We start from the raw sequence: 20,575 nt of genomic DNA on the forward strand, positions 1-20,575 counted from the left end.
CCCATGCCTGACGCGAGCTTCACCCAAAGTGCCGCCTCGGATCCTCAACCCGATCACATCAGCGGGTAAATGGAGGTGCCCAGCTGGCTGAGGCGCGCGCGTGCCCGGCTGGCCGCGATCAGGCGGCGATCACGGGCTCCGTGGCGGGCAGATCGATATCGAAGCGGCCGGCGATGCCATCGTCGGCGGTATACGACAGGGTGCCACCATGGCGCTCGATCAAGGCCCGCGCAGTGGCCAGCCCGAAGCCGATATAGCCGGCGCGGCGGACCGTCTGCGGCGGCAGAACCTGGGCGGGTATTGCCGCCGCCACCACCGGCGGCGATACCTGGGATTCGGTCAGCGCGGCCGACAGATGCAGGCGATCGCCGGCGATCCGCCAGTCCAGACCAATCGTCGCCGTGCCGTCGACCGCAGCGCTGACATATTCGCAGACCTTCACCAGAGCCTGCACGAGCCGTTGCAGGTCGCCCGGCACGGTCAGACCGGCGGCGGCAGACGGCGCCGGGCTGATGATCAGGAGGCTGCCGGCCGTGGCCGCGGCCTCGGTGGCGATGGTCTCCAGCAGCAGGCTGAGCACGATCGGCGCGCGGGTGAGGGTGAACTGCCCGCTCTCCAGCCGCTCCACATCCAGAATATCGTCGATCACGGCCGTCAGCCGGTCACCATTGCGCATCGCCATGCGCAGCAGCCCGGCGAGCGGTTCCGAAACCGGGCCACCGACGCCGCTACAGGCCAGCTTCAGCGCGCCGACGATCGCGGTGGTCGGGGTCCGCAACTCATGGGCCGCCACTGCGACGAAGGCCGCTTTCAGGCGGTCCATGCGCCGGGCCTCGCTGACATCGCGGATCACGGCGATCGCCCCGTCAAAGCCTGCCGAAGGGTCGTGCAACGCGATCAGCGTCGCTTCGGCGGTCCTGCCGGTGGCAATCATGCCGCCGCCCGGCGCAGGGCGGGCGATCGGGAAGCTCCGGGTCACCACGTCCTGGTCGCGCAACGTTTCCATAATGCCGCGCGTGACGCTGATGGCGTCGGATGGCTGGATCAGAAGGCCAAGCGGCTGCCCCCACAATGCTGCCGGCTCCACGCCATAGATCCTGGCGGTCGACGGGCTGACATCGATCATCATGCCTTGGGCGTCCGCCACCACCAGCCCGTCGGTCAGGTGTTCGAAAACCAGGGCCTTCCGGTGGCGCTGTGCCAGATCGCGATGTTCGGCGGTCACGTCGATCAGCGCCACCGCGCGCCCGCCATCGCCGCCGTCATGGCTGCGCAGCCGCAGCCATCGCCCGTCGGCAAGTGCTATGTCGGTCTGGCCGGCCAATGGCCGGGACCGATCGCGCCGGGGTTCGGGCAGGGCGGGTGGCGTGGCACCGCCCAGGATGGCGACAAGGGCGCCGCGTGTGGCCTCGGGATCGGCCGCTGCCATGGCGATCGCGCGGCCAAGCCCCTCGGCGGTGCCGAGGCCGCCGACGGACAGGGTTTCACGCGGCAGGTAGCGCAACAGTTGATCATTCGCCACAGTGATCCGGCCATTGCGATCGATATGGACGAAGCCATCCGACATGGTGTCGATGGCGCCGCGCAGCCGCTGATGGCTGCGCTTCTGACCGTGATGCATCAGGGTGGCGAGCACGCCCAGGCCGGCAACTGTCGCGAGAATGCCGGCGGCCGACATCTGCCCCAGGGTCTGTAACTCGATCAAGCTGTTGCGGACGGTCTGCTGGTCATCGGTCAGCGTGGCCTCAAGGTGCCGGATTGCCGGGTCGAGCCGCAATGCGCCCTCGGCGAGATGGCGGCGCAGTTCGTCGGCCGTGGGGGTGACATCGACGGCGCGAAGGCCGGTCAACCAGGCGAGGTCTGCGCTGGCGATGGCCAGAAGCGCCTCACCATCCGGCAGTGACGCCATCACCGCGGCCGGCCCGGCTAGCCGCAGGTTTGACAGATGGGCCGTCATATGGACGATTTCCCGGTCCAGAACATCGGCCGCAGTGGTGCCGGCGCCACCCGTCATGGACGGATCCGGGTGAGACGGTCCGGGATGGGAAGGGCCGCCGATCAGGTGCAGACCGCCCGCCAGTTCCAGATAGCAGCGCTCCAGGCGCCGCAGGGTCGATACGGTTTGCGACAGATCGACATGGCTGGTCAGCACGGTCTGCCTGAGCAGATTGTTGCTGTGCAGCAGGCCGGCCGAGAACAGCAGCAGCGCCGCCAGCATCATGGCCAGGGCTGCCGGGCGCAGCCACGCATAGTGCTTAGGGGGGGGCACCGGCAGAAGCGGTCGCGGGCCGGTTTCACCCTGCTGTCGATCTCCGGTCATTGCCGCCTTCCGGCCGCGGGTGCCGCGCAGATCGGTATCCATCGCGGCATGCACCGTCATCTGTTGCGATGGCGAAGACGGTAAGCAAATCCCGCGCCACCATCGCCACAGGACGGCCTTATTGCAGCCGCCAGACCCCGTCGAGATGACGCCATTTGGCCGGGGCCGCCAGGGCCGCATTGGCCACAGTCACCGAATGAATTGCCCCCTCTATCTCGCGTGTCCAGAACTGCAGGAAAGCCTGTAACTTTGGAAATCGCGGCGCCAGATCCAGAAACTGCCAGACAAGGCTCTGCAGAACCATAGGATGATCCGGCATATAGTATATGATTTCCGCAGTGGTTATCCGGTTGTTACGAAGGACCGCTTCAATATCAGTCATATCCACCCTCCATCTTTTCAGATGACGCGATGTCGGTGCGGGAGTTCATATCTATATATGATATTTTCAGAATCAATTTTTCAAGATCCAATCGAAGGTGAGGGGCGATGACTGACGCGGCCGGTTATTCATTGGCACTCCATCGCGATTGCTGCTGACTTGTGCTTACCGAGTGCTGTCGCGGCAAAGGGGTGGCAAGGCGGCCCCACGCAGTTTGCAATGCATTTTGCGTGAGGCGGTTTTAAGACGCAGTCGCAGTCTGCGACTCTCAGCCTCTGGCACACCCGGATGGGCGGCGATAGGCGGCAAATTCCGGCGGCACCGGGCGGGTGGCGGCGGAGGGCGCGGTGATCGGCGTCCCCGCCGTCAGCGCCAGCGGCACAACACCGGCCCAGACCGGCCGGTCCATGTCCTGTGGCTGATCACCCGGCGGGCCGGCCCGCCACTTCACCGATACCTCGTCGAGGGCGATCCGGAGCACGTGGGTGGCTTTCAGTTCCTGATCCGAGCCGGGGCGTGGCTCATGCGGGTCGCGGCCCGGCACCACATGACGCATGAAGGCATCCAGGGCGGCCGCTTTCGCGACCGGATCGTCGACCGGCTCGAACCGTCCGAAGATGATGGCCGATCGATAGTTCATGGAGTGATTGAAGGTCGAGCGGGCGATGACCAGCCCATCCAGCACCGTCACGGCGACCGAGGCGGGGGCGCCGTCGGCGAGCACCTGCATGAACCGGGTCTTGCGGGCTCCGTGGATGTACAGATGGTCGCCCGCGCGCCAGCAGGCGATCGGCAGCACCACCGGCTGACCATCGTCGGCGAAGGCGATATGGGCGAGAAGTGCCTCGTCGAGCAGGTCGTTCAGCATCGCCCGGTCGGTTGCCGCCCGGTCGGGCAACCGCGTCAGGGTCGTCCGGGGCGTCGACCCGAGAGGCGGGACCGGTGGCGCGGGTGGCAGATCGGTATCAATGGTCATGGGGTGGTCCGTTCATGGCGGCGTGTGGTGTTATGGCGCAGCCTATGAGATGATTGGTCTGATCTAATGATCCAAATATGAGATCTATGAATGGACCAATCTTCGAAAACGCATGAGACCGACCTCGCTGCCGACCTCGCTGCCCTGCTTCCCCATTGGCCGGATCGGTCCTCCAGCCTGCGCGACCCGCTGGCCGCCGGCGTGGGGCAGGGGTTGTATGGCGCGTTGCGCGACGCGATTCTGGCCGGCCGTCTGGCACCGGGCGCGCGTCTGCCGGCCAGCCGCAGTCTTGCCGCGGCCCTTGGTGTCGCCCGGGGCACAGTTGTCGGCGCCTATGAGCAACTGGTGGCGGAAGGCTATCTGACCGCGCGCATCGGCGATGGGACCAGGGTCTCGGCCGATCTGCCCGATTCCCAGTTGGCGTTGTCACCGCCCCGCTCCGCCATGTCGTCGGCACCCCCGGCACCGGCATCGGCAGTTGCACCGGCAGCGGGGATGCCGGCGGGCTGGCCGCCGCCGGTCTTTGCCGAAGGCATCGGCGCGCTTGATCAGTTTCCGTTGGCGGCATGGAACCGGGCGCTCGTCCATGGCATGAAAGCTGGCGGGACCGACGCCCTGGCGGTTGCCGATCCCGCCGGTGCGCTGGTTCTGCGCCAGGCCGTTGCCGCACATCTGGTGGCGACGCGGGCGGTGATCGCGACCCCCGCGCGGGTGCTGATCACAGCAGGTGCCCAGCAGGCACTGGATCTTGCCTGCCGGATGGTCATCGGTCGTGACGAACCGGTCTGGGTGGAAGACCCGGGCTATCGCGGCATCAGGACCGCCTTGGGCCTGATCGGCGCGCGGCCGGTGCCGGTGCCGCTGGATGCCGACGGCTTCGACCCCGATGCGGCCGAGGCGATGGCGCCCGCGGCCCGCAGTTGCATTCTGACGCCCTCGCATCAATACCCGTTGGGGATGACCCTGCCGCTGGCCCGCAGGCTGCGGCTGATCGACCGTGCGGCGGCACAGGGCGGCTGGATCATCGAGGATGATTACGACAGCGAGTTCCGCTATGCCGGGCGGCCGATCCCGTCGCTCCAGGGCCTGGACGGCCATGGGCGCACGATCTATATCGGCAGCTTTTCCAAGGTTCTGGCGCCGGGTATTCGCCTTGGGTATCTGGTGGTGCCGGAGGGGCATGTCGCTCGTTTCGCCGAGGGGCTGCGCGCGCTGGGGCCGCCATCGGCCCTGGTGCTGCAACCGGCCCTGGCCCGTTTCATGACCGATGGCCATCTGGGCCGCCATGTCCGACGGATGCGCGCACTTTATACGCGGCGGCGCGCAGCGGTGATCGAGGCCATCGAGCGCCGGGTCATCGCCCCGCAGCCAGGGCGCGGCATGGCCATCAGCGCCGGCGCCGGCGGCATGTCGCTGGTGCTGCACCTGCCCGCCGGCACCGATGATGTTGCCCTGGCGGCGGCGATGGCTCGCGCCGGTATGCGTGGTTCGGCGCTGGCGCCGCATTTTCTGTCGGATGCGCGGCGCCGGCCCGGGCTGATTCTGGGGTTCGCGGCCCTGCCCGAGCGCGCAGCCGATGCGGCGGTGGCACGGCTCGCGCGTCTGATCGGCTGACAGTCGCGGGCCGACGGGATGTCGGCCGATCAGCGGTCAGGCGTCGGCCATCGCGTCGCTTTCGGCGCGTTCATAGGTATCGAGGGCGGCCAGCCAGCGTTCCTCGGCGGCGGCGAGCTTGCTGTCCACCTGGCCCTTCTCACGCGTGGCGCGTGCCACATCGGCCGGGGGGCCGTCATAGAAGGTCGGGTCGGCCAGCAGGGCCGCCAGCCGGTCGCGTTCCCGGGTCAGGCGTTCGACCTCATTCTCCGCCTTACTGATCAGGTTCTTGAGCGGCTTCAGTTTTTCGCGACGCTCAGCCGCGGCGCGGCGCTGATCGCGCTTATTGGCCTTGGCCTCGGCATCGGTGGCGGCACCGCCACGATCCGGCGCCACGCGCGCGGTTTCCAGCAGCAGCTTACGATAGTCGTCGAGGTCGCCTTCATAGGGCTTGCAGCGGCCATCGGCGACCAGCCACAACCGTTCGGCCGCCAGTTCCACCATCCGTCGGTCATGGGCGATGAACACCACGGCGCCGGTGTATTCGTTCACCGCCTCGATCAGCGCGTCGCGCGCCTCGATGTCCAGATGGTTGGTCGGCTCGTCCAGCAACAGCAGATGCGGTGCATCGCGGGTGACCAGCGCGAACAGCAGACGCGCTTTCTCGCCGCCCGACAACTGCTCCACCGCCGTGTCGCCACGCGCCTGGGCCAGACCGAAGCGGCCGAGCTGCGCGCGAACCTTGGCATCATGGACGCCGGGCATCACCCGCTTCATGTGTTGAAATGCGGTGTCGCCGGCGATCAACTCGTCGGTCTGGTGCTGGGCGAAATAGCCGATCCGCAGCTTTGACGGCCGCACCATGCGTCCGTGGCGGGGCTCCAGCCGCCCGGCCAGCAGCTTCATCAGTGTCGACTTGCCGTTGCCGTTGGCGCCCAGCAGGGCGATGCGGTCGTCCTGATCGATGCGCAGATTGATCCCGCGCAGCACCGGCGGCGCGTCGCCATAGCCCAATGTCACATCGTCGATCGCGAGCAGCGGCGGTGCCAGTGTTTCCGGTGAGGGAAACGAGAACGCCACCTCATAGGCGCGCGGCGGTGCATCGGCCGATCCCAGCCGCTCCAGCGCCTTCACCCGGCTCTGGGCCTGGGCGGCCTTGGTCGCTTTGGCGCGGAAGCGGTCGATGAAGGCCTGCAGCTTCTTGCGCTCCGCCTCCACCCGCACGACCGCCTTGGCGGCATGCTCGCGGCGTTCCGCCCGCTGGCGCAGGAACTGGTCGAAATTGCCGCGATACGCCACCAGCTTGCCGCCATCGACATGGGCGATGCGATCGGTGACGGCGTTCAGCAGATCGCGATCATGGCTGACCACGATCAGCGTGCCGGGATAGGTCGCCAGATGGCTCTCCAGCCACATCGTGGCTTCGAGATCCAGATGGTTGGTGGGTTCGTCCAGCAGCAGCACATCGGCATTGGCGAACAAGGTCCGGGCCAGCGCGATCCGCATCCGCCAGCCGCCTGAGAAGCTGGAGCAGGCCGCGGCCTGCATGGCCTCGTTGAAGCCCAGCCCCGACAGGATGCGGGCGGCCCGCGACGGCTCGGCATGGGCGCCGATTTCCGCCAGACGCGCATGGATCTCCGCCTGCGCCATGCCGTCATGCGCCTCTTCGGCGACGACCAGCCTGGCCAGCAGCTCCGACCGTTCCGGCAGCGCGCCCAGAACATGCTCGACCGCGCTGTCGGCGCCGCCGGGCGCCTCCTGGGCGACCGATGCCATGCGGGCGCCGGGGCGCAGCACGATCGATCCGGCATCCGGACTGATCTCGCCACGGATCAGGCGCAGCAGCGTCGATTTGCCAGCACCGTTCGGGCCGACAAGACCAAGCTTCTGGCCTTCGGAGATGGCAAGTGTCGCACCCTCGAACAGCGGGCGACCCTCGATGCGATAGACGAGATCATTGATGTGCAGCATGCGCGATCACATAGCATGACGGAGAGCCTCTGTCACGAGCCTGCAGAGGCCTCATATTGCATTGCGACAGGGGCGTCACGGAGCGGTGGTTGCCGCGCGGCCGGGAAACCGTTATAAGCCCGCTCGATCGCGGCTTTTCAATCCCCGGCGGCTCCGAACGGGCCCAGGCCCCGAACGAGTGTGACGGGGAGGAACCGCGGAGACCCGTCGGCGCAGCCCGCCCGTCATCGATCGGCCGCGCCGTTTCCTCCTGCATCGTAGAAACGAGTTCGAGACAATGGCCACCGAGCGCACCCTGTCGATCATCAAGCCCGACGCCACCCGCCGCAACCTGACCGGCCAGATCAACGCCCGCTTCGAGGGCCGCGGTCTGCGCATCGTGGCGCAGAAGCGCCTGCAACTGACCAAGGCGCAGGCCGAGGGCTTCTATGCCGTGCATGCCGAGCGCCCCTTCTTCAACGATCTGGTCAGCTTCATGATCTCGGGTCCGGTGGTCGTGCAGGTGCTGGAAGGCGACAACGCGGTTGCCGCCAACCGCGAGATCATGGGCGCCACCAACCCGGCCAATGCCGCCGAGGGCACCATCCGCAAGGATTTCGCCGAGTCGATCGAGGCGAATTCGGTGCACGGTTCGGATTCGGCCGAGAACGCCGCCAACGAGATCGCCTATTTCTTCGCCCAGACCGAAATCGTCGGCTGATCGGCCTCGCGCCGGTTTCAGCGCCGATATGAAGACGGGCCGTCCGGTATCATCCCGGACGGCCCGTTTTCTTTGGTCTGTCGCGGGTTCGTTCCATGGTGGGTTTGTTCTGTGGTGGCGGGGCGCCGTGTCAGCCGATCGCCGGCGGCGAGATCAGCACCGCGTTCACCGCCACAGCGGGGCCTGAATACCGGGTGCGGCCGTCATCGCCAAGGCTGACATGGCCGGCTGCCGCCCAGCGCAGCGCCGCCGGATAGATGCGGTGCTCGGCGGTATGGATGCGGCGCGCCAGGCTGGCCGCATCGTCATTCGGCTGAACCGGTACCGCCGCCTGAATGACGATCGGCCCGGCATCCATTTCCGGCACGACATAATGGACCGTCACGCCGGTGACCCGCACACCGGCGGCCAGCGCGTCATCGATCGCATGGGCCCCCTTGAAGGCGGGCAGGAGCGAGGGATGGATGTTGAGCATCCGGCCGGTCCAGGCCTCGACGAAGGGCGCGGTCAGGATGCGCATGAAGCCTGCAAGGCAGACAAGCTGGATGCCACGGGCGCGCAGCGCCTCGTCGAGCGCCGCGTCGAAGCCGGCGCGGTCGTGGAAGTGCTTGTGCTCGATGACGATCGCCTCGATGCCGGCTGCCGCCGCCCGATCCAGCCCCTTGACGCCCGGCCGGTTCGAGATCACCAGCCGGATGCGGGCAGGGTGGTCGGGGTCGGCCGCGACCGCGTCGATCAATGCCTGAAGATTGCTGCCCGATCCTGAAATCAGGACGGCGACGTCACGCTTGGCCATGCGGTCTCCATATGATCGATCACGACCAGGGCGTCGCCCGTGGCGCGCGGTGCCAGCCGCCCGATGACGCCAGCGGTCTCGCCCGCGGCGGCCAGCCCGGCGATCACCGCATCGGCATCGGCGGCCGCGACCACCACGATCATGCCGATGCCGCAGTTGAAGGTGCGGGCCAGTTCATGGCCGGTCAGACCACCGGTCGCGGCCAGCCAGCCGAAGACCGGCGGCAGGGTCCAGGCGGCGGCGTCCAGATCGGCGCCGACGCCATCCGGCAGCACGCGCGGAATGTTTTCAAGCAGGCCGCCGCCGGTGATGTGGGCCAGGGCCTTCACGCGGCCGGCGCGGATTTCCGGCATCAGCGCCTTCACATAGATCCGGGTCGGCGTCAGCAGCGCCTCGCCCAGGCTCGTGGCCGTGGTCTCGAACGGTGCCGGGGCCGCATAGTCGAAGCCGCCATCGGCGACCAGCTTGCGGACCAGGGAATAGCCGTTCGAATGCACGCCGGACGACGCCATGCCGATGACCACGTCACCGGCGCCGACATCGGCGCGTGGCAGCAGGGTGCCGCGTTCGGCGGCACCCACCGAGAAACCGGCCAGATCGTAATCGCTGCCGGCATACAGCCCCGGCATCTCGGCGGTCTCGCCGCCGACCAGCGCGCAGCCAGCCTGGGCGCAGCCTTCGGCGATACCCTCGACCACGGCGGCGGCCAGCGGCACCGACAGCTTGCCGGTCGCGAAATAGTCCAGGAAGAACAGCGGCTCGGCGCCCTGGACCACCAGGTCGTTGACGCACATGGCGACCAGATCGATGCCGATCGTGTCGTGGCGGCCAGCCGCTTCAGCGATCTTCAGCTTGGTGCCGACGCCGTCGGTGGACGACACCAGGATCGGGTCGGTGAAACCGGCGGCTTTCAGGTCGAACAGCGCGCCGAAGCCGCCGATGCCGCCGGCGACGCCGGCGCGTTTGGTACGGGCGGCGGCGGGCTTGATCCGGTCGACCAGCGCATTGCCCGCGTCGATGTCGACGCCGGCGTCGCGATAGCGGTCGCGGGCTTCCGGGGCCGCGGCGGCGGCGGGGTCTGCGGTGCGGTCGTCGCTCATCGAAGGCATCGCCTCTGGTGCGGGGCCCGGGATCCTGTCTCACGCTTCGGGGGCGCATAAAGGCGGCCGCCGTCGATGTCGTGAAGCGGATTTCCGGGCGAGATGGTTTTCAGCGCGCCGGCTCTCGACTAGAGTTGCCGTCGAATGAACGGCGGGCGGCCCGGCGGGCGGTCCGGCGCGGTGAACATACTGCAACGATCGGCGTTTGCAATGCTAGCAATGCAGCCAGGCCACGCTGTCCGCGGCCGCTCGACCATCAGACCCCTGGCCAGCCCTGCCGCACCCCTTGCCCGGCGGGCCTTGCAGGGCGTCATGGCCGTGACCCTTGCCCTGATCATGATCGGGGTTCTGGCGGCACAGCCAGCCCTGGCCCAGGGCCGGAACAACGAGATCTATACCCAGGATGGAGTCGCGGTCGATGAGACCGCGGCCAATGCCAATGCCGCGCGGGAAAAGGCGCTGGATGTCGGCCAGAGCCGCGCGCTCGATCTGCTGCTCCGCGGCATGACCGATCCGCGCGACCACGACCGGCTGCCCAGGCCCGGCAACGAGCAGTTGCTGCGGCTGGTGCGGTCGATCGATGTGGCGAACGAGGCGGTGGCGCCGCAGCGCTATCGGGCCACCCTGACCGTGCGGTTCGATGCCGAGGGCGTGCGCGGGCTGCTGCGCAATGCCGGCATTGCCTTCGCCGCGGCGGATAAGGGCCTGTCGCTGGTGGTGCCAGTGTTGCGCTATGACGGCGGCAGCTTCTGGGATGACGGCTGGTGGCGTGGCGCATGGGAGACGGCGGTCGGTCGCGGCGGTCTGATCCCGATGCTGGTGCCCTTGGGCGATCTGGCCGACCGGCAGGCCCTGCCGGCCGATGGCGCGGCCTTGTCCGATCCGGCGGCCCAGGACGCCCTGGCCGCGCGGTACGACGCCGAGGCGGTATGGATCGCCGAGGGGCGCGTTGTCGGCGGCCAGCTCGAAGGCCGGCTGACGGGAACCGACGGCACGGTCCTCACCGCCACCGCACCCCTGGCAGGGGACGGCGGCGAGGGGGCTGCGGCCGAAACGGTGGTTGCTCAGCTACTCGATCAGGCCCGCAGCGGCTGGCGGGCGACCAATCTGGTCGACTACAGCCGGCGCGACTCGCTCGATGCTGTGGTCCGGTTCGGCAATCTGTCGGTCTGGGCGGAAATCCGCCGGCGCTTGTCGGCGCTGGCGATGATCGAGGCGGTCGATGAGCGGTTGCTGTCGAACAGGGGCGCCGAGGTCAGCATCCGGTATTATGGTGATCGTGATGGCCTGCAGGCCGCGTTGACCCGGCAGAGTCTGGCGCTGATACCGCTTGGTACCGATTGGGAACTGGTCGATCGCATCCGCAACCCGGCGGGGGCGAGCGGCGTGCCGGTCGGGTCGGTGGCACCCGGAACCGCCGCGCCGGCCTCCGTGGCGCCGGCCGGTCAGCCGGCAGCGCCGACCGGTCGAGGGCTGCCGGTCGGTGCGGAGACGGGCCAGACACCGCCGGTCGGGCAGGCGGCGCCTGTCGGCTCGGTGCCGCCGCGCGCGACCGGCGCCGGCGGCTGAGGCTGCAATGGCCGGCGGGCTGCGCCAGCTGCCCAATCTGATCACGACCGCACGGATTCTGACCGTGCCGGTCATCGTCTGGCTGGTGCTGCGCGGCTTTATGACTGAAGCCTTCTGGCTGTTCCTGGTCGCCGGCGCGTCCGATGCGGTCGATGGCTGGATCGCCCGGCGCTTCGATGCCCGCACAAGGCTTGGTACCTGGCTGGACCCGCTGGCCGACAAACTGCTGATCTCCGGCACCTTCGTCGCCCTCGGCTGGCAGAACTGGCTGCCGGTATGGCTGGTGATGGCGGTGGTGTTTCGTGACCTGATGATCGTGGGTGGTGTGATGCTGGGGCAGACCGTGGGCCAGCCCCTCGCCATCAGCCCCTCGCGAACCAGCAAGGTGAATACCACGGCGCAGATCGCGATGGCGCTGGCCGTGCTGGCCATGGCGGGGGCATTGCTGCCCGGTGACGCGGTGTTGAACCACAGGCACTGGCAGACAGTGATCGATCTGCTGATGGTGGTCGTGGCCGCGACCACCGCATTATCCGGCATGGGCTATCTGGTGCGCTGGTTGCGCCATGCCGGGCGACATGATGACACGCCCGGCGACCAACCGCCCGGCGCCTGAAGGGACGGAGCATGAGCCGAAGCGCGCGTACGCTGTTCTGGGCGATTTTCGTGGTGGTGCTGATCGGCAGCCTGTGGCTGCTGGGCGGTGTGCTGCTGCCATTCGTGGCCGGGCTGCTGGTTGCCTATTTCCTGGACCCGCTGGTCGATCGCGTCGAGACCGTGGGGTTGGGCCGGATGGCGGCCACCTGGGTGGTGACCATTCTCTTCTTCGGCGCCCTGGTGGTCGGGCTGGCGGTGCTGGCCCCCTATGTTCAAAGCCGGATCGGTGACTTCATCGACCGGCTGCCGGAATATGTGAGGCTGGTGCGCGAGGAGGTACTGCCGCAACTGGATCTTCTGTGGCGGCGCCTGCCGCCAGAGGTGGCCGAACGCATTCAGGGTATGTTCGCCACGGCCGAGGGCGAGGGGTCGCGCGCCGCCGGCATGATCGCCAGCGTGCTCACCGGGCTGATGAATTCGGTGATGTCGATCGCCAATATCGTGTCGCTGATGCTGATCACGCCGGTCGTCAGCTTTTACCTGCTGCGCGACTGGGATACGATGATTGCCCGTATCGATGGCTGGGTGCCGGTGGCTGGCCGCGACGTGGTGCGGCGTCTGGCCAAGGACATGGATCGCGGAATCGCCGGCCTGGTGCGTGGCCAGACCTTGCTGTGCCTGATTCTGGGAACCTGGTATTCGCTGGGCCTGGTGGTGATCGGGCTGGATCTGGCGGTGCCGATCGGCATGGCGGCGGGCATTCTGTCCTTTGTGCCGTTCGTCGGCTTCATCAGCGGCTTCGCGCTGTCGGTGGGCTTCGCGCTGCTGCAGTTCGGCACCGACTGGCATGTCATCGCCGCCGGCGCCATCTTTCTGGCCGGGCAGGGGATCGAGACCCTGCTGCAGCCACCGCTGGTCGGCAATCGCGTGGGGCTGCATCCGGTCTGGATCATCTTCGCCCTGATGGTGGGGGGGGCGCTGTTCGGGCTTGTCGGCGTTCTGGTGGCGCTTCCGGCGGCGGTGTGTGTGGCGGTTCTGGTGCGCTATGCGCTGGAGCGGTATCTTGCCAGTGCGCTCTATGATCCACGCCCGGCCATCGACCAGTCCATGGTTGACGGTACCGTCATCGATGCGACCCGCAGCCCGGAGACCGGCCATTGATCCGACGCCCCGCCCAACTGCCGCTGGACCTGACGCTTCGTCCGGCATTGGGGCGGGAGGATTTCCTGGTGGCGCCGTCCAACGCCGACGCCGTGGCCTGGCTGGACCGCTGGCCGGCATGGCCCGGGCCGGCACTGGCCATTCACGGACCGGCGGGCTGCGGCAAGACCCATCTGGCGCGGGTGTGGCAGGCGGTGAGCAGCGCCGTCGAGATCACGCCTGCGCGACTGACCGCCGATACCGCGCCATCCGATCTGCTGAACGATGCGCGCGCCGTGCTGGTCGAGGATCTGGGCGAGGCAACCGGCGTCGACGAGGCAGCACTGTTCCACCTCTATAATCATCTTGCGGCCATCGGCGGCACCTTGCTGCTGACCGGCATCGAGCCGCCGGCCCGCTGGCCCTTGGCGCTGCCGGATCTGGCATCGCGGCTGCGGGCCGCACCGGCGGTACGGGTGGGGCCGCCCGATGATGCCCTGCTGATGGCGCTGCTGGTGAAGCTGTTCGCCGACCGGCAGCTTCGGGTCGGCGAGGATGTCATCCGCTGGTTGGCGGTGCATATGGAGCGGTCATTCGATGCCGCACGCCGCCTGGTGGATGCGATCGACCAGACGGCGCTGGCCGAGCACCGACCGGTGACCGTGGCGCTGGCCCGCGGCATTCTGGATCATCAAACGACCGATGCCGGTCCGCCCCCGGCGCCGGCGTCCGGCAATCGTCACGACGAGGTGGGGCGTCACGACGAGGTGGGGCGTCACGACGAGGTGGGGCGTCACGACGAGGTGGGGCCTCACGACGAGGTGGAGCCAGGATGATCACCGGTCTTGCCCATGTCGAGATAGTGGCCACCGATCTTGATGCCGCCACAAATCTTTACGCGACGCTCTTCGACCGGGCCCCGATCATTGCGACAGCGGCGCTGACCTGCTTTCAGGTCGGCCGGCTGGCGGTCAGGCTGATGCCCGGCCGCGGCGACGCCCCCGACGGATTGTCGGCAGTGGGCTTTGCCGTCGATGACCTGTCGCGGGCGGCGGTGCTGGCCGACCGGCGCGGGCTTGCGATCGACCACACCATGGCGACCGAAAACGGTCTGCTGCGGCTGTCGCCCTCGGCTGCCGGGGGGCTGGGCGTGCATCTGGTGCAGGCAGAGGTCGGTACCCTGACCGACGCGACCATCGACCAGACCGGCATCGACCGGACCGGCGGCGAACCGGGTGCGGTCATCGGCCTGGATCATGTCGTTATCCGCACCAATGACGTCACCCACGCGGTGGCGGTGCTGGGCGGCAGGCTGGGGCTCGACCTCAGGCTTGACCGGGCCAATCCGTCCTGGGGCGCACGGATGCTGTTCTTCCGCTGCGGCGACAGCATCGTCGAGGTCGTTCAATCGATGGCAGGAGCGACGGATCCGCCCGCCGATACTCAGATCAACCCACCACCGCCACATCGGTTCTGGGGGCTGTGCTGGCGCGTGGCCGACGCTCGGGCGGCACATGGCCGCCTGACTGCCGCGGGCATTGCCGGGGATGCGCCTCGCCGGGGTCGCAGACCGGCCACGCAGGTCTTCACTCTGGCCGAACCGCCGGCCGGCGTCGCGACATTGATCCTGTCAGTCGATGCCTCATCTGGCGATGCCTGATCTGGATGTGATGCCCTGAACCGGTCTTGTCATGGGCCGGCGGTCGGCTTCGGGGGTGTCAATCTGCGGCGATGTCGGCGGATATCGTGCCGGCGTCATCGGTGCCATCGGCCGGGCCGTCGCCGGCATCGGTGGTGTCGTCATCCTTGCGCAGCTTGCGCTTGCGCTGCTTGCGACGGGTCGATTGCAGCACGGCTTCCTCGCCCGACAACGACAGCACCGCGATCGACCGCCCACGGGCGCCAAGGGCGACGTCGCCCGACAGCAGCCGCAGCGCGTCTTCGCCGAACACCTCATGGCGCCAGCCCTTCAGGGCGGCAATGGGGGCGGTGGGGCCGTCGATCGCCAGCATTTCCAGGTCATCCTGCGAGGCGATCAGCGTGCGGGCGACGCCGTGCTCCTCGCTCTTCATCTTCAGCAGAACCTTCAGCAGTTCGATCAGCGGCCCAAGGCCCCGGGGCAGATCGCGCGGCGGCTCCCGGTCGGGCAGGTCGCCTTTGGGCTCGGCCAGGGCGCGGGCGATGCAGGACAGCACCTCCTCGCCGCCGGCACCCTCGGTCGCCCATTTCGGCAGGCCACGGACCCGCCTCAGATCATCGACCGTCTTCGGCTGACTGGAGGCCATCTCCAGTAGCGTCTCGTCCTTGGTGATGAAGGTGCGGGGCACGTTGCGCGACTGCGCCTGACGCTCGCGCCAGGCGCCAAGTTCACGCACCAGTCCCAGAAAGCGCCGGTCGAGGCTGCGGGTCCGGATACGCTCCCAGGCCACGTCAGGCTTGGTCTCATAGGTTTCGGCGGCGTTCAGCGTCGCCATTTCCTCGTCGAGCCATTCCTCGCGGCCGCTGTCTTCCAGAAGCCTGGCCAGCTTCTCGTACACAGTGCGCAGATGGGTGACGTCGGCCAGGGCATAGGTCGCCTGCTTCTCCGTCAGCGGGCGCCGCGACCAGTCGGTGAAGCGGGATGACTTGTCGATGCTGGCCCGGGCCAGCTTGTTCACCAGGGTTTCATAACCGACGCTTTCGCCGAAGCCGCAGACCATCGCGGCCACCTGGGTGTCGAACATCGGCGTCGGCACGGCGCCGAACAGCAGCAGGAAGATTTCCACATCCTGGCGGGCGGCATGGAACACCTTCAGCACCGAGGTGTCGGCCAGCAGTTCGCCCAGCGGCGCCAGGTCTATGCCCTCGGCCAGCGGATCGACCGCGGCGGCCCGGCTGGCGCCGGCAAGCTGCACCAGGCACAGCTTGGGCCAGTAGGTCTTCTCGCGCATGAATTCGGTGTCGACGGTGACGAAGGGTTCGGCCTTCAATTCGTCAACAAGCTGTCTGAGCGACTGGGTGTCGGTGATGATCTCGGTCATGATCTCGTCTATAGCACGATTGATCGCCCGCCCGCCACGTCGGACAGACGTCACGTCACGTTATATGCCTGGCATATCCGCGGCCGGATCTGCCGGCCGGCGGCAGCAGATGGTGGCTCTGGCATATGGCGGCATCTGCGGGGCAGCTTGACAAGCCGGCTTTATCCGTGCGTTGTTCCGGTCCAGTCCTGTGTGCGGCCCTGCCGTCCGCAGGTTTTGGCGCGTGGCGGAATTGCCACCGCTGTCGACCCGCCCGCTGACGGAACAGGCCCGATCCGATGCATGCCTATCGCTCGCATACCTGCAATGAACTGACGCTTGCCCATGAGGGCCAGACCGTCCGGCTTTCGGGCTGGGTGCATCGCAAGCGCGATCACGGCAATCTGCTGTTCATCGATCTGCGCGACCATTTCGGATTGACCCAGATCGTGGTCGATGTCGACAGCGCCGCCTTCAAGGTCGCCGAAGAGCTGAAGAACGAAAGCGTGATCACGGCCACCGGCCGGGTCGTCGCCCGTTCGGCCGACACGGTCAACGCCAATATGGCGACCGGCGAAATCGAGGTCCGGGTCGAGGATCTGCTGCTTCAGTCGGCGGCCGATCCGCTGCCATTGCAGGTCAACAGCGACCGCGACTTCCCGGAAGAGACCCGGCTGCGCTATCGCTATCTGGATCTGCGCCGCGAGCATGTGCACAAGAACATCGTATTGCGCTCGCAGGTGATTTCGTCGCTGCGCCGGCGGATGACCGATGGCGGGTTCATGGAATTCCAGACCCCGATCCTGACCGCATCGAGCCCGGAGGGCGCGCGCGACTTCCTGGTGCCGAGCCGCCTTCATCCCGGCACGTTCTATGCGCTGCCGCAGGCGCCGCAGCAGTTCAAGCAACTGCTGATGGTGGCGGGCTTCGACCGCTATTTCCAGATCGCGCCCTGCTTCCGCGACGAGGATGCCCGCGCCGATCGCAGCCCCGGCGAGTTTTATCAGCTCGATATCGAGATGTCGTTCGTGACCCAGGAAGATGTCTTCCAGGCGATCGAGCCGGTGCTGCGCGGGGTGTTCGAGGAATTCGGCGGCGATCGCCGGGTGCCGGACGGGCCGTTCCCGCGGATTCCGTTCGCGGAATCGATGCTGAAATACGGCTCCGACAAGCCGGATCTGCGTATCCCGATCGAGATCGCCGATGTCTCGGAGATTTTCCGGGGATCGGGCTTCGCGGTTTTCGCCAAATCGGTCGAGGCCGGCAAGGTGGTTCGGGCGGTGCCGGTGAGGGGCGTGGGTGATCGGCCCCGCAGCTTCTTCGACAAGATGAATGACTGGGCGCGCGACCAGGGCGCGCCGGGCATGGGCTGGATCGCCTTCGAGAATGGCGGTGGCAAGGGTCCGATCGCCAAGAATCTCGGCGAGGAGCGCCTGGAACAGTTGAAGGCGCAGCTCGGCATGGGCGATGGCGATGGCGTGTTTTTCGCCATGGATGTGGCTGACAAGGCCGCCAAGCTTGCCGGTGCCGCCCGCCTGAAGCTGGGCGCGGATCTGGGCCTGATCGACCCCAAGGTCTTCAAGCTGTGCTGGATCGTCGATTTCCCGATGTTCGAGTTCGACGAGAAGCTTGGTCAGATCGTGTTCAGCCACAATCCGTTCTCGATGCCCCAGGGTGGGCTTGAGGCGCTGAACACCAAAGATCCGCTTGAGATCAACGCTTTCCAGTACGATATCGTCTGCAATGGTGTCGAGCTGTCGTCGGGCGCCATCCGGAATCATCTGCCCGAGATCATGTATCGGGCGTTCGAGATCGCGGGCTATGGCCCCGAGGTCGTGGAGGACAAGTTCGGCGGCATGCTGAACGCCTTCCGTTTCGGCGCGCCGCCGCATGGCGGCATTGCCCCGGGCGTCGACCGCATCGTGATGCTGCTGGCCGATGTGCCGAATATCCGCGAGGTCGTCGCTTTTCCGATGAACCAGCAGGCGCAGGATCCGATGATGAATGCGCCGCATGAGGCATCGCCGGAGCAGTTGAAGGAACTGCATCTGCGCGTGGTGCTGCCGCCCAAGGTGGTGAAGGCCGAAAAGCCCGCCGCCGGCGAGACCACTGCCGAGGCCTGAGCGGTATATTTGGGGGGCGGCGACGCCCCCCGCCGTTTATAGCGCGCGCGGCCCATCACCAGAATGCATGGCAGGGTGCGGCTCTGGCGGGCTTGCCAAACCGTTCGTGACATGGTTCTCTCCGCTCCACCGGGCGGTGGCCGCCGATGCACCGGCAAGGGCCGCGCCCCGACCCCTCAGGAGGCGCGATGACCGACCGCATCCTGATCCTCGACTTCGGCAGCCAGGTGACGCAGCTGATCGCGCGCCGTGTGCGCGAGTCGGGGGTCTATTCCGAAATCAAGCCGTTCAGCGTCGATCCCGACTGGATCAGGGAGTTCGCGCCCGCGGGTGTGATCCTGTCCGGCGGGCCGGCCTCCGTGACTGAAGCCGCCACGCCGCGGGCACCCGACATGGTGTTCTCGCTGGGGGTGCCGGTCTTCGGCATCTGCTATGGTGAGCAGACTATGGTCGCCCAGCTGGGCGGGCGGGTCGAGGCCGATGATCATCGCGAATTCGGTCGCGCCTATGTCGACGTCAAGGAAAGCTGCGGCCTGTTCGATGGCGTGTGGGCGCCGGGCGAACGCCACCAGGTGTGGATGAGCCATGGCGACCGGGTGACCGCGCTGCCCGATGGCTTCCGCGTGGTGGGCGTCTCTGATGGCGCGCCGTTCGCGGCGATCGCCGATGATGTGCGCCGGTTCTATGCGGTGCAGTTCCATCCGGAAGTCATGCACACCCCGGATGGCGCGAAGCTGATCGGGCATTTCGTGCGCGACATCTGCGGCTGCCCGGGCGACTGGACGATGGCCGCCTTCCGTGAGGGCGCCATCCAGCGCATCCGCGAGCAGGTGGGTGCGGAGCGGGTGATCTGCGGCCTTTCGGGCGGCGTCGACAGCGCGGTTGCGGCCAAGCTGATCCATGAAGCGATCGGCGATCAGCTGACCTGCGTGTTCGTGGATACCGGGCTTCTGCGTTCTGGTGAAGCGGAGCAGGTGGTTGAGCTGTTCCGCGACAGCTTCAACATCCCGCTGGTGCATGTCGAGGCCGGGCCGCTGTTTCTCGACAAGCTCGCCGGCGTCGACGATCCGGAGCGCAAGCGCAAGATCATCGGTGGCACCTTCATCGATGTCTTTGAGGCCGAGGCGAAAAAGATCGGCGGCGCCGCCTTCCTCGCCCAGGGCACGCTGTATCCGGATGTGATCGAGTCGGTGTCGTTCACGGGCGGGCCCAGTGTGACGATCAAATCGCATCACAATGTCGGCGGCCTGCCCGAGCGGATGAACATGAAGCTGGTCGAGCCGCTGCGCGAGCTGTTCAAGGACGAGGTCCGCGATCTCGGCCGCGAACTGGGCCTGCCCGACGGCTTTGTCGGCCGCCATCCCTTCCCGGGGCCGGGGCTTGCCATCCGCGTGCTCGGCGCGGTGGCCGAAGACCGCCTGGCGGTGCTGCGCAAGGCCGACCGGATCTATCTGGAAGAGATCCGCAAGGCCGGCCTCTACGACGCGATCTGGCAGGCTTTCGCGGTGCTGCTGCCGGTCCGCTCGGTGGGCGTGATGGGTGACGGTCGCACCTATGACAATGTCTGCGCGCTCCGCGCCGTCACCTCGACCGACGGCATGACCGCCGACAGCTACCCCTTCGACCACGGCTTCCTCAGCCACGTCGCCCACCGCATCATCAACGAGGTCAAGGGCATCAACCGGGTGACCTATGACGTGACGTCGAAGCCGCCGGGAACGATTGAGTGGGAATGATTTTTACTCATCCGCCTGACAGGTCACGGCCATATCGATCATCATGAAATTTGAGAGGACCGTCAGGGGGAACGAGGCTTCTGACGGTCCTTTTTTTGGGAGGCAAGCGCCTGCATGCAATAGGCGTTTCCGCGGCAGGCCTCCCAGAACCGCGTGACGGTATTTTTCGCGACGTGGCTCAGGATGATCCGGATTCCGCCTGGTGCGGTCATCCGTCCGGCGTACAGATTCCGCCGCGGAGCTCTGCCTTTGCGCGGGCGTTTTGCGGCGGAACTCGTCGAACGTTTCAGGATGTTGCGAGACGGACGCATTATGCTGCGTTGTCAGACCGCCACGAAGCCGCCATCGACAAACAGCTCCTCGCCGCCAACGAAGCTACTTTCGTCCGATGCCAGAAACAGCACCGCCTTGGCGACCTCGTCGGTCTGGGCGAGCCTGCCGAACGGAATAGCTTGCTGCATCCATTCCTCAGCGCCGGCATTGTTCTGCAGATAGGAGCCTGTTGCAGAATGGGCTCCAACCCTGTCGATGTCCGCTTGCCCCCGCGCTGCGGGGCTGATTCCCTCGGGTGAG

The 20,575-nt window shown here is 67.3% G+C and carries 17 protein-coding genes; 9 read left to right on the top strand and 8 right to left on the bottom strand.

The annotated features are described in order from the left end of the window. Positions 1 to 118 precede the first annotated feature (118 nt). The 3 genes from IEW15_RS21715 to IEW15_RS21725 all read right to left on the bottom strand — a co-directional run bounded on the left by IEW15_RS21715 (position 119) and on the right by IEW15_RS21725 (position 3,678). A complete protein-coding gene (locus IEW15_RS21715; RefSeq protein ID WP_188581901.1) occupies positions 119 to 2,320 on the bottom strand; it encodes a sensor histidine kinase in 2,202 nt (733 codons plus the stop codon). Between the two features lie 118 nt (positions 2,321 to 2,438). Beyond that, a complete protein-coding gene (locus IEW15_RS21720) occupies positions 2,439 to 2,702 on the bottom strand; it encodes a Usg family protein (RefSeq protein ID WP_188581902.1) in 264 nt (87 codons plus the stop codon). A gap of 268 nt (positions 2,703 to 2,970) precedes the next feature. Then, positions 2,971 to 3,678, bottom strand: coding sequence for a pyridoxamine 5'-phosphate oxidase family protein (locus IEW15_RS21725; protein ID WP_188581904.1), 708 nt, complete (start codon positions 3,676 to 3,678; stop codon positions 2,971 to 2,973). A gap of 90 nt (positions 3,679 to 3,768) precedes the next feature. Between IEW15_RS21725 and pdxR the strand changes: the two genes are divergently transcribed. After that, positions 3,769 to 5,292, top strand: coding sequence for a MocR-like pyridoxine biosynthesis transcription factor PdxR (gene pdxR, locus IEW15_RS21730; RefSeq protein WP_188581906.1), 1,524 nt, complete (start codon positions 3,769 to 3,771; stop codon positions 5,290 to 5,292). 36 nt (positions 5,293 to 5,328) lie between these two features. Here the strand turns inward: pdxR and IEW15_RS21735 are convergent, their stop codons facing one another. Next, complete coding sequence (locus tag IEW15_RS21735) at positions 5,329 to 7,242, bottom strand: ABC-F family ATP-binding cassette domain-containing protein (protein WP_188581907.1); 1,914 nt, start codon at positions 7,240 to 7,242, stop codon at positions 5,329 to 5,331. Between the two features lie 277 nt (positions 7,243 to 7,519). Here IEW15_RS21735 and ndk point away from each other — a divergent pair, with 277 nt between their 5' ends. Beyond that, positions 7,520 to 7,942 (top strand): nucleoside-diphosphate kinase, encoded by a 423-nt coding sequence (gene ndk, locus IEW15_RS21740; protein ID WP_188581909.1) that lies wholly within the window; start codon positions 7,520 to 7,522, stop codon positions 7,940 to 7,942. 130 nt (positions 7,943 to 8,072) lie between these two features. Here ndk and purN read toward each other — a convergent pair whose 3' ends face one another. Continuing rightward, the gene (gene purN / locus IEW15_RS21745; RefSeq protein WP_188581911.1) at positions 8,073 to 8,738 is read right to left on the bottom strand and encodes a phosphoribosylglycinamide formyltransferase; all 666 of its coding nucleotides are present in this window, start codon (positions 8,736 to 8,738) and stop codon (positions 8,073 to 8,075) included. After that, positions 8,711 to 9,838 (bottom strand): phosphoribosylformylglycinamidine cyclo-ligase, encoded by a 1,128-nt coding sequence (gene purM / locus IEW15_RS21750; protein WP_229708478.1) that lies wholly within the window; start codon positions 9,836 to 9,838, stop codon positions 8,711 to 8,713. The genes purN and purM overlap by 28 nt, the downstream gene beginning before the upstream one ends. A 312-nt stretch (positions 9,839 to 10,150) precedes the next feature. Here purM and IEW15_RS21755 point away from each other — a divergent pair, with 312 nt between their 5' ends. From IEW15_RS21755 to IEW15_RS21775, 5 genes are read left to right on the top strand one after another with little or no spacing between them, the layout of a single operon-like run. Next, the gene (locus IEW15_RS21755) at positions 10,151 to 11,407 is read left to right on the top strand and encodes a DUF2066 domain-containing protein (RefSeq protein WP_188581915.1); all 1,257 of its coding nucleotides are present in this window, start codon (positions 10,151 to 10,153) and stop codon (positions 11,405 to 11,407) included. A 7-nt stretch (positions 11,408 to 11,414) separates the two neighbouring features. Continuing rightward, positions 11,415 to 12,023: a CDP-alcohol phosphatidyltransferase family protein gene (locus tag IEW15_RS21760; protein WP_188581917.1), complete on the top strand. Its 609-nt coding sequence runs from the start codon at positions 11,415 to 11,417 to the stop codon at positions 12,021 to 12,023. 11 nt (positions 12,024 to 12,034) lie between these two features. Continuing rightward, complete coding sequence (locus IEW15_RS21765) at positions 12,035 to 13,165, top strand: AI-2E family transporter (RefSeq protein ID WP_188581919.1); 1,131 nt, start codon at positions 12,035 to 12,037, stop codon at positions 13,163 to 13,165. Beyond that, positions 13,162 to 13,980 (top strand): HdaA/DnaA family protein, encoded by an 819-nt coding sequence (locus IEW15_RS21770; protein WP_306432664.1) that lies wholly within the window; start codon positions 13,162 to 13,164, stop codon positions 13,978 to 13,980. The genes IEW15_RS21765 and IEW15_RS21770 overlap by 4 nt, the downstream gene beginning before the upstream one ends. After that, positions 13,977 to 14,804: a VOC family protein gene (locus tag IEW15_RS21775; RefSeq protein WP_188581921.1), complete on the top strand. Its 828-nt coding sequence runs from the start codon at positions 13,977 to 13,979 to the stop codon at positions 14,802 to 14,804. The genes IEW15_RS21770 and IEW15_RS21775 overlap by 4 nt, the downstream gene beginning before the upstream one ends. Positions 14,805 to 14,862: 58 nt before the next feature. Here IEW15_RS21775 and rnd read toward each other — a convergent pair whose 3' ends face one another. Further along, positions 14,863 to 16,164: a ribonuclease D gene (gene rnd, locus IEW15_RS21780; RefSeq protein ID WP_229708479.1), complete on the bottom strand. Its 1,302-nt coding sequence runs from the start codon at positions 16,162 to 16,164 to the stop codon at positions 14,863 to 14,865. Between the two features lie 278 nt (positions 16,165 to 16,442). On the opposite strand from rnd, the gene aspS reads away from it, so the two are divergent. After that, the gene (gene aspS / locus IEW15_RS21785; RefSeq protein ID WP_188581923.1) at positions 16,443 to 18,266 is read left to right on the top strand and encodes an aspartate--tRNA ligase; all 1,824 of its coding nucleotides are present in this window, start codon (positions 16,443 to 16,445) and stop codon (positions 18,264 to 18,266) included. A 188-nt stretch (positions 18,267 to 18,454) separates the two neighbouring features. Continuing rightward, positions 18,455 to 20,002 (top strand): glutamine-hydrolyzing GMP synthase, encoded by a 1,548-nt coding sequence (gene guaA / locus IEW15_RS21790; RefSeq protein ID WP_188581925.1) that lies wholly within the window; start codon positions 18,455 to 18,457, stop codon positions 20,000 to 20,002. 323 nt (positions 20,003 to 20,325) lie between these two features. On the opposite strand, the gene IEW15_RS21795 is transcribed toward guaA, so the two are convergent. Further along, on the bottom strand, positions 20,326 to 20,575 hold a 250-nt coding region (locus IEW15_RS21795), incomplete at its 5' end, for an SDR family oxidoreductase (RefSeq protein WP_188581927.1).

It is taken from the genome of Tistrella bauzanensis (assembly GCF_014636235.1).
Lineage (GTDB): Bacteria > Pseudomonadota > Alphaproteobacteria > Tistrellales > Tistrellaceae > Tistrella > Tistrella bauzanensis.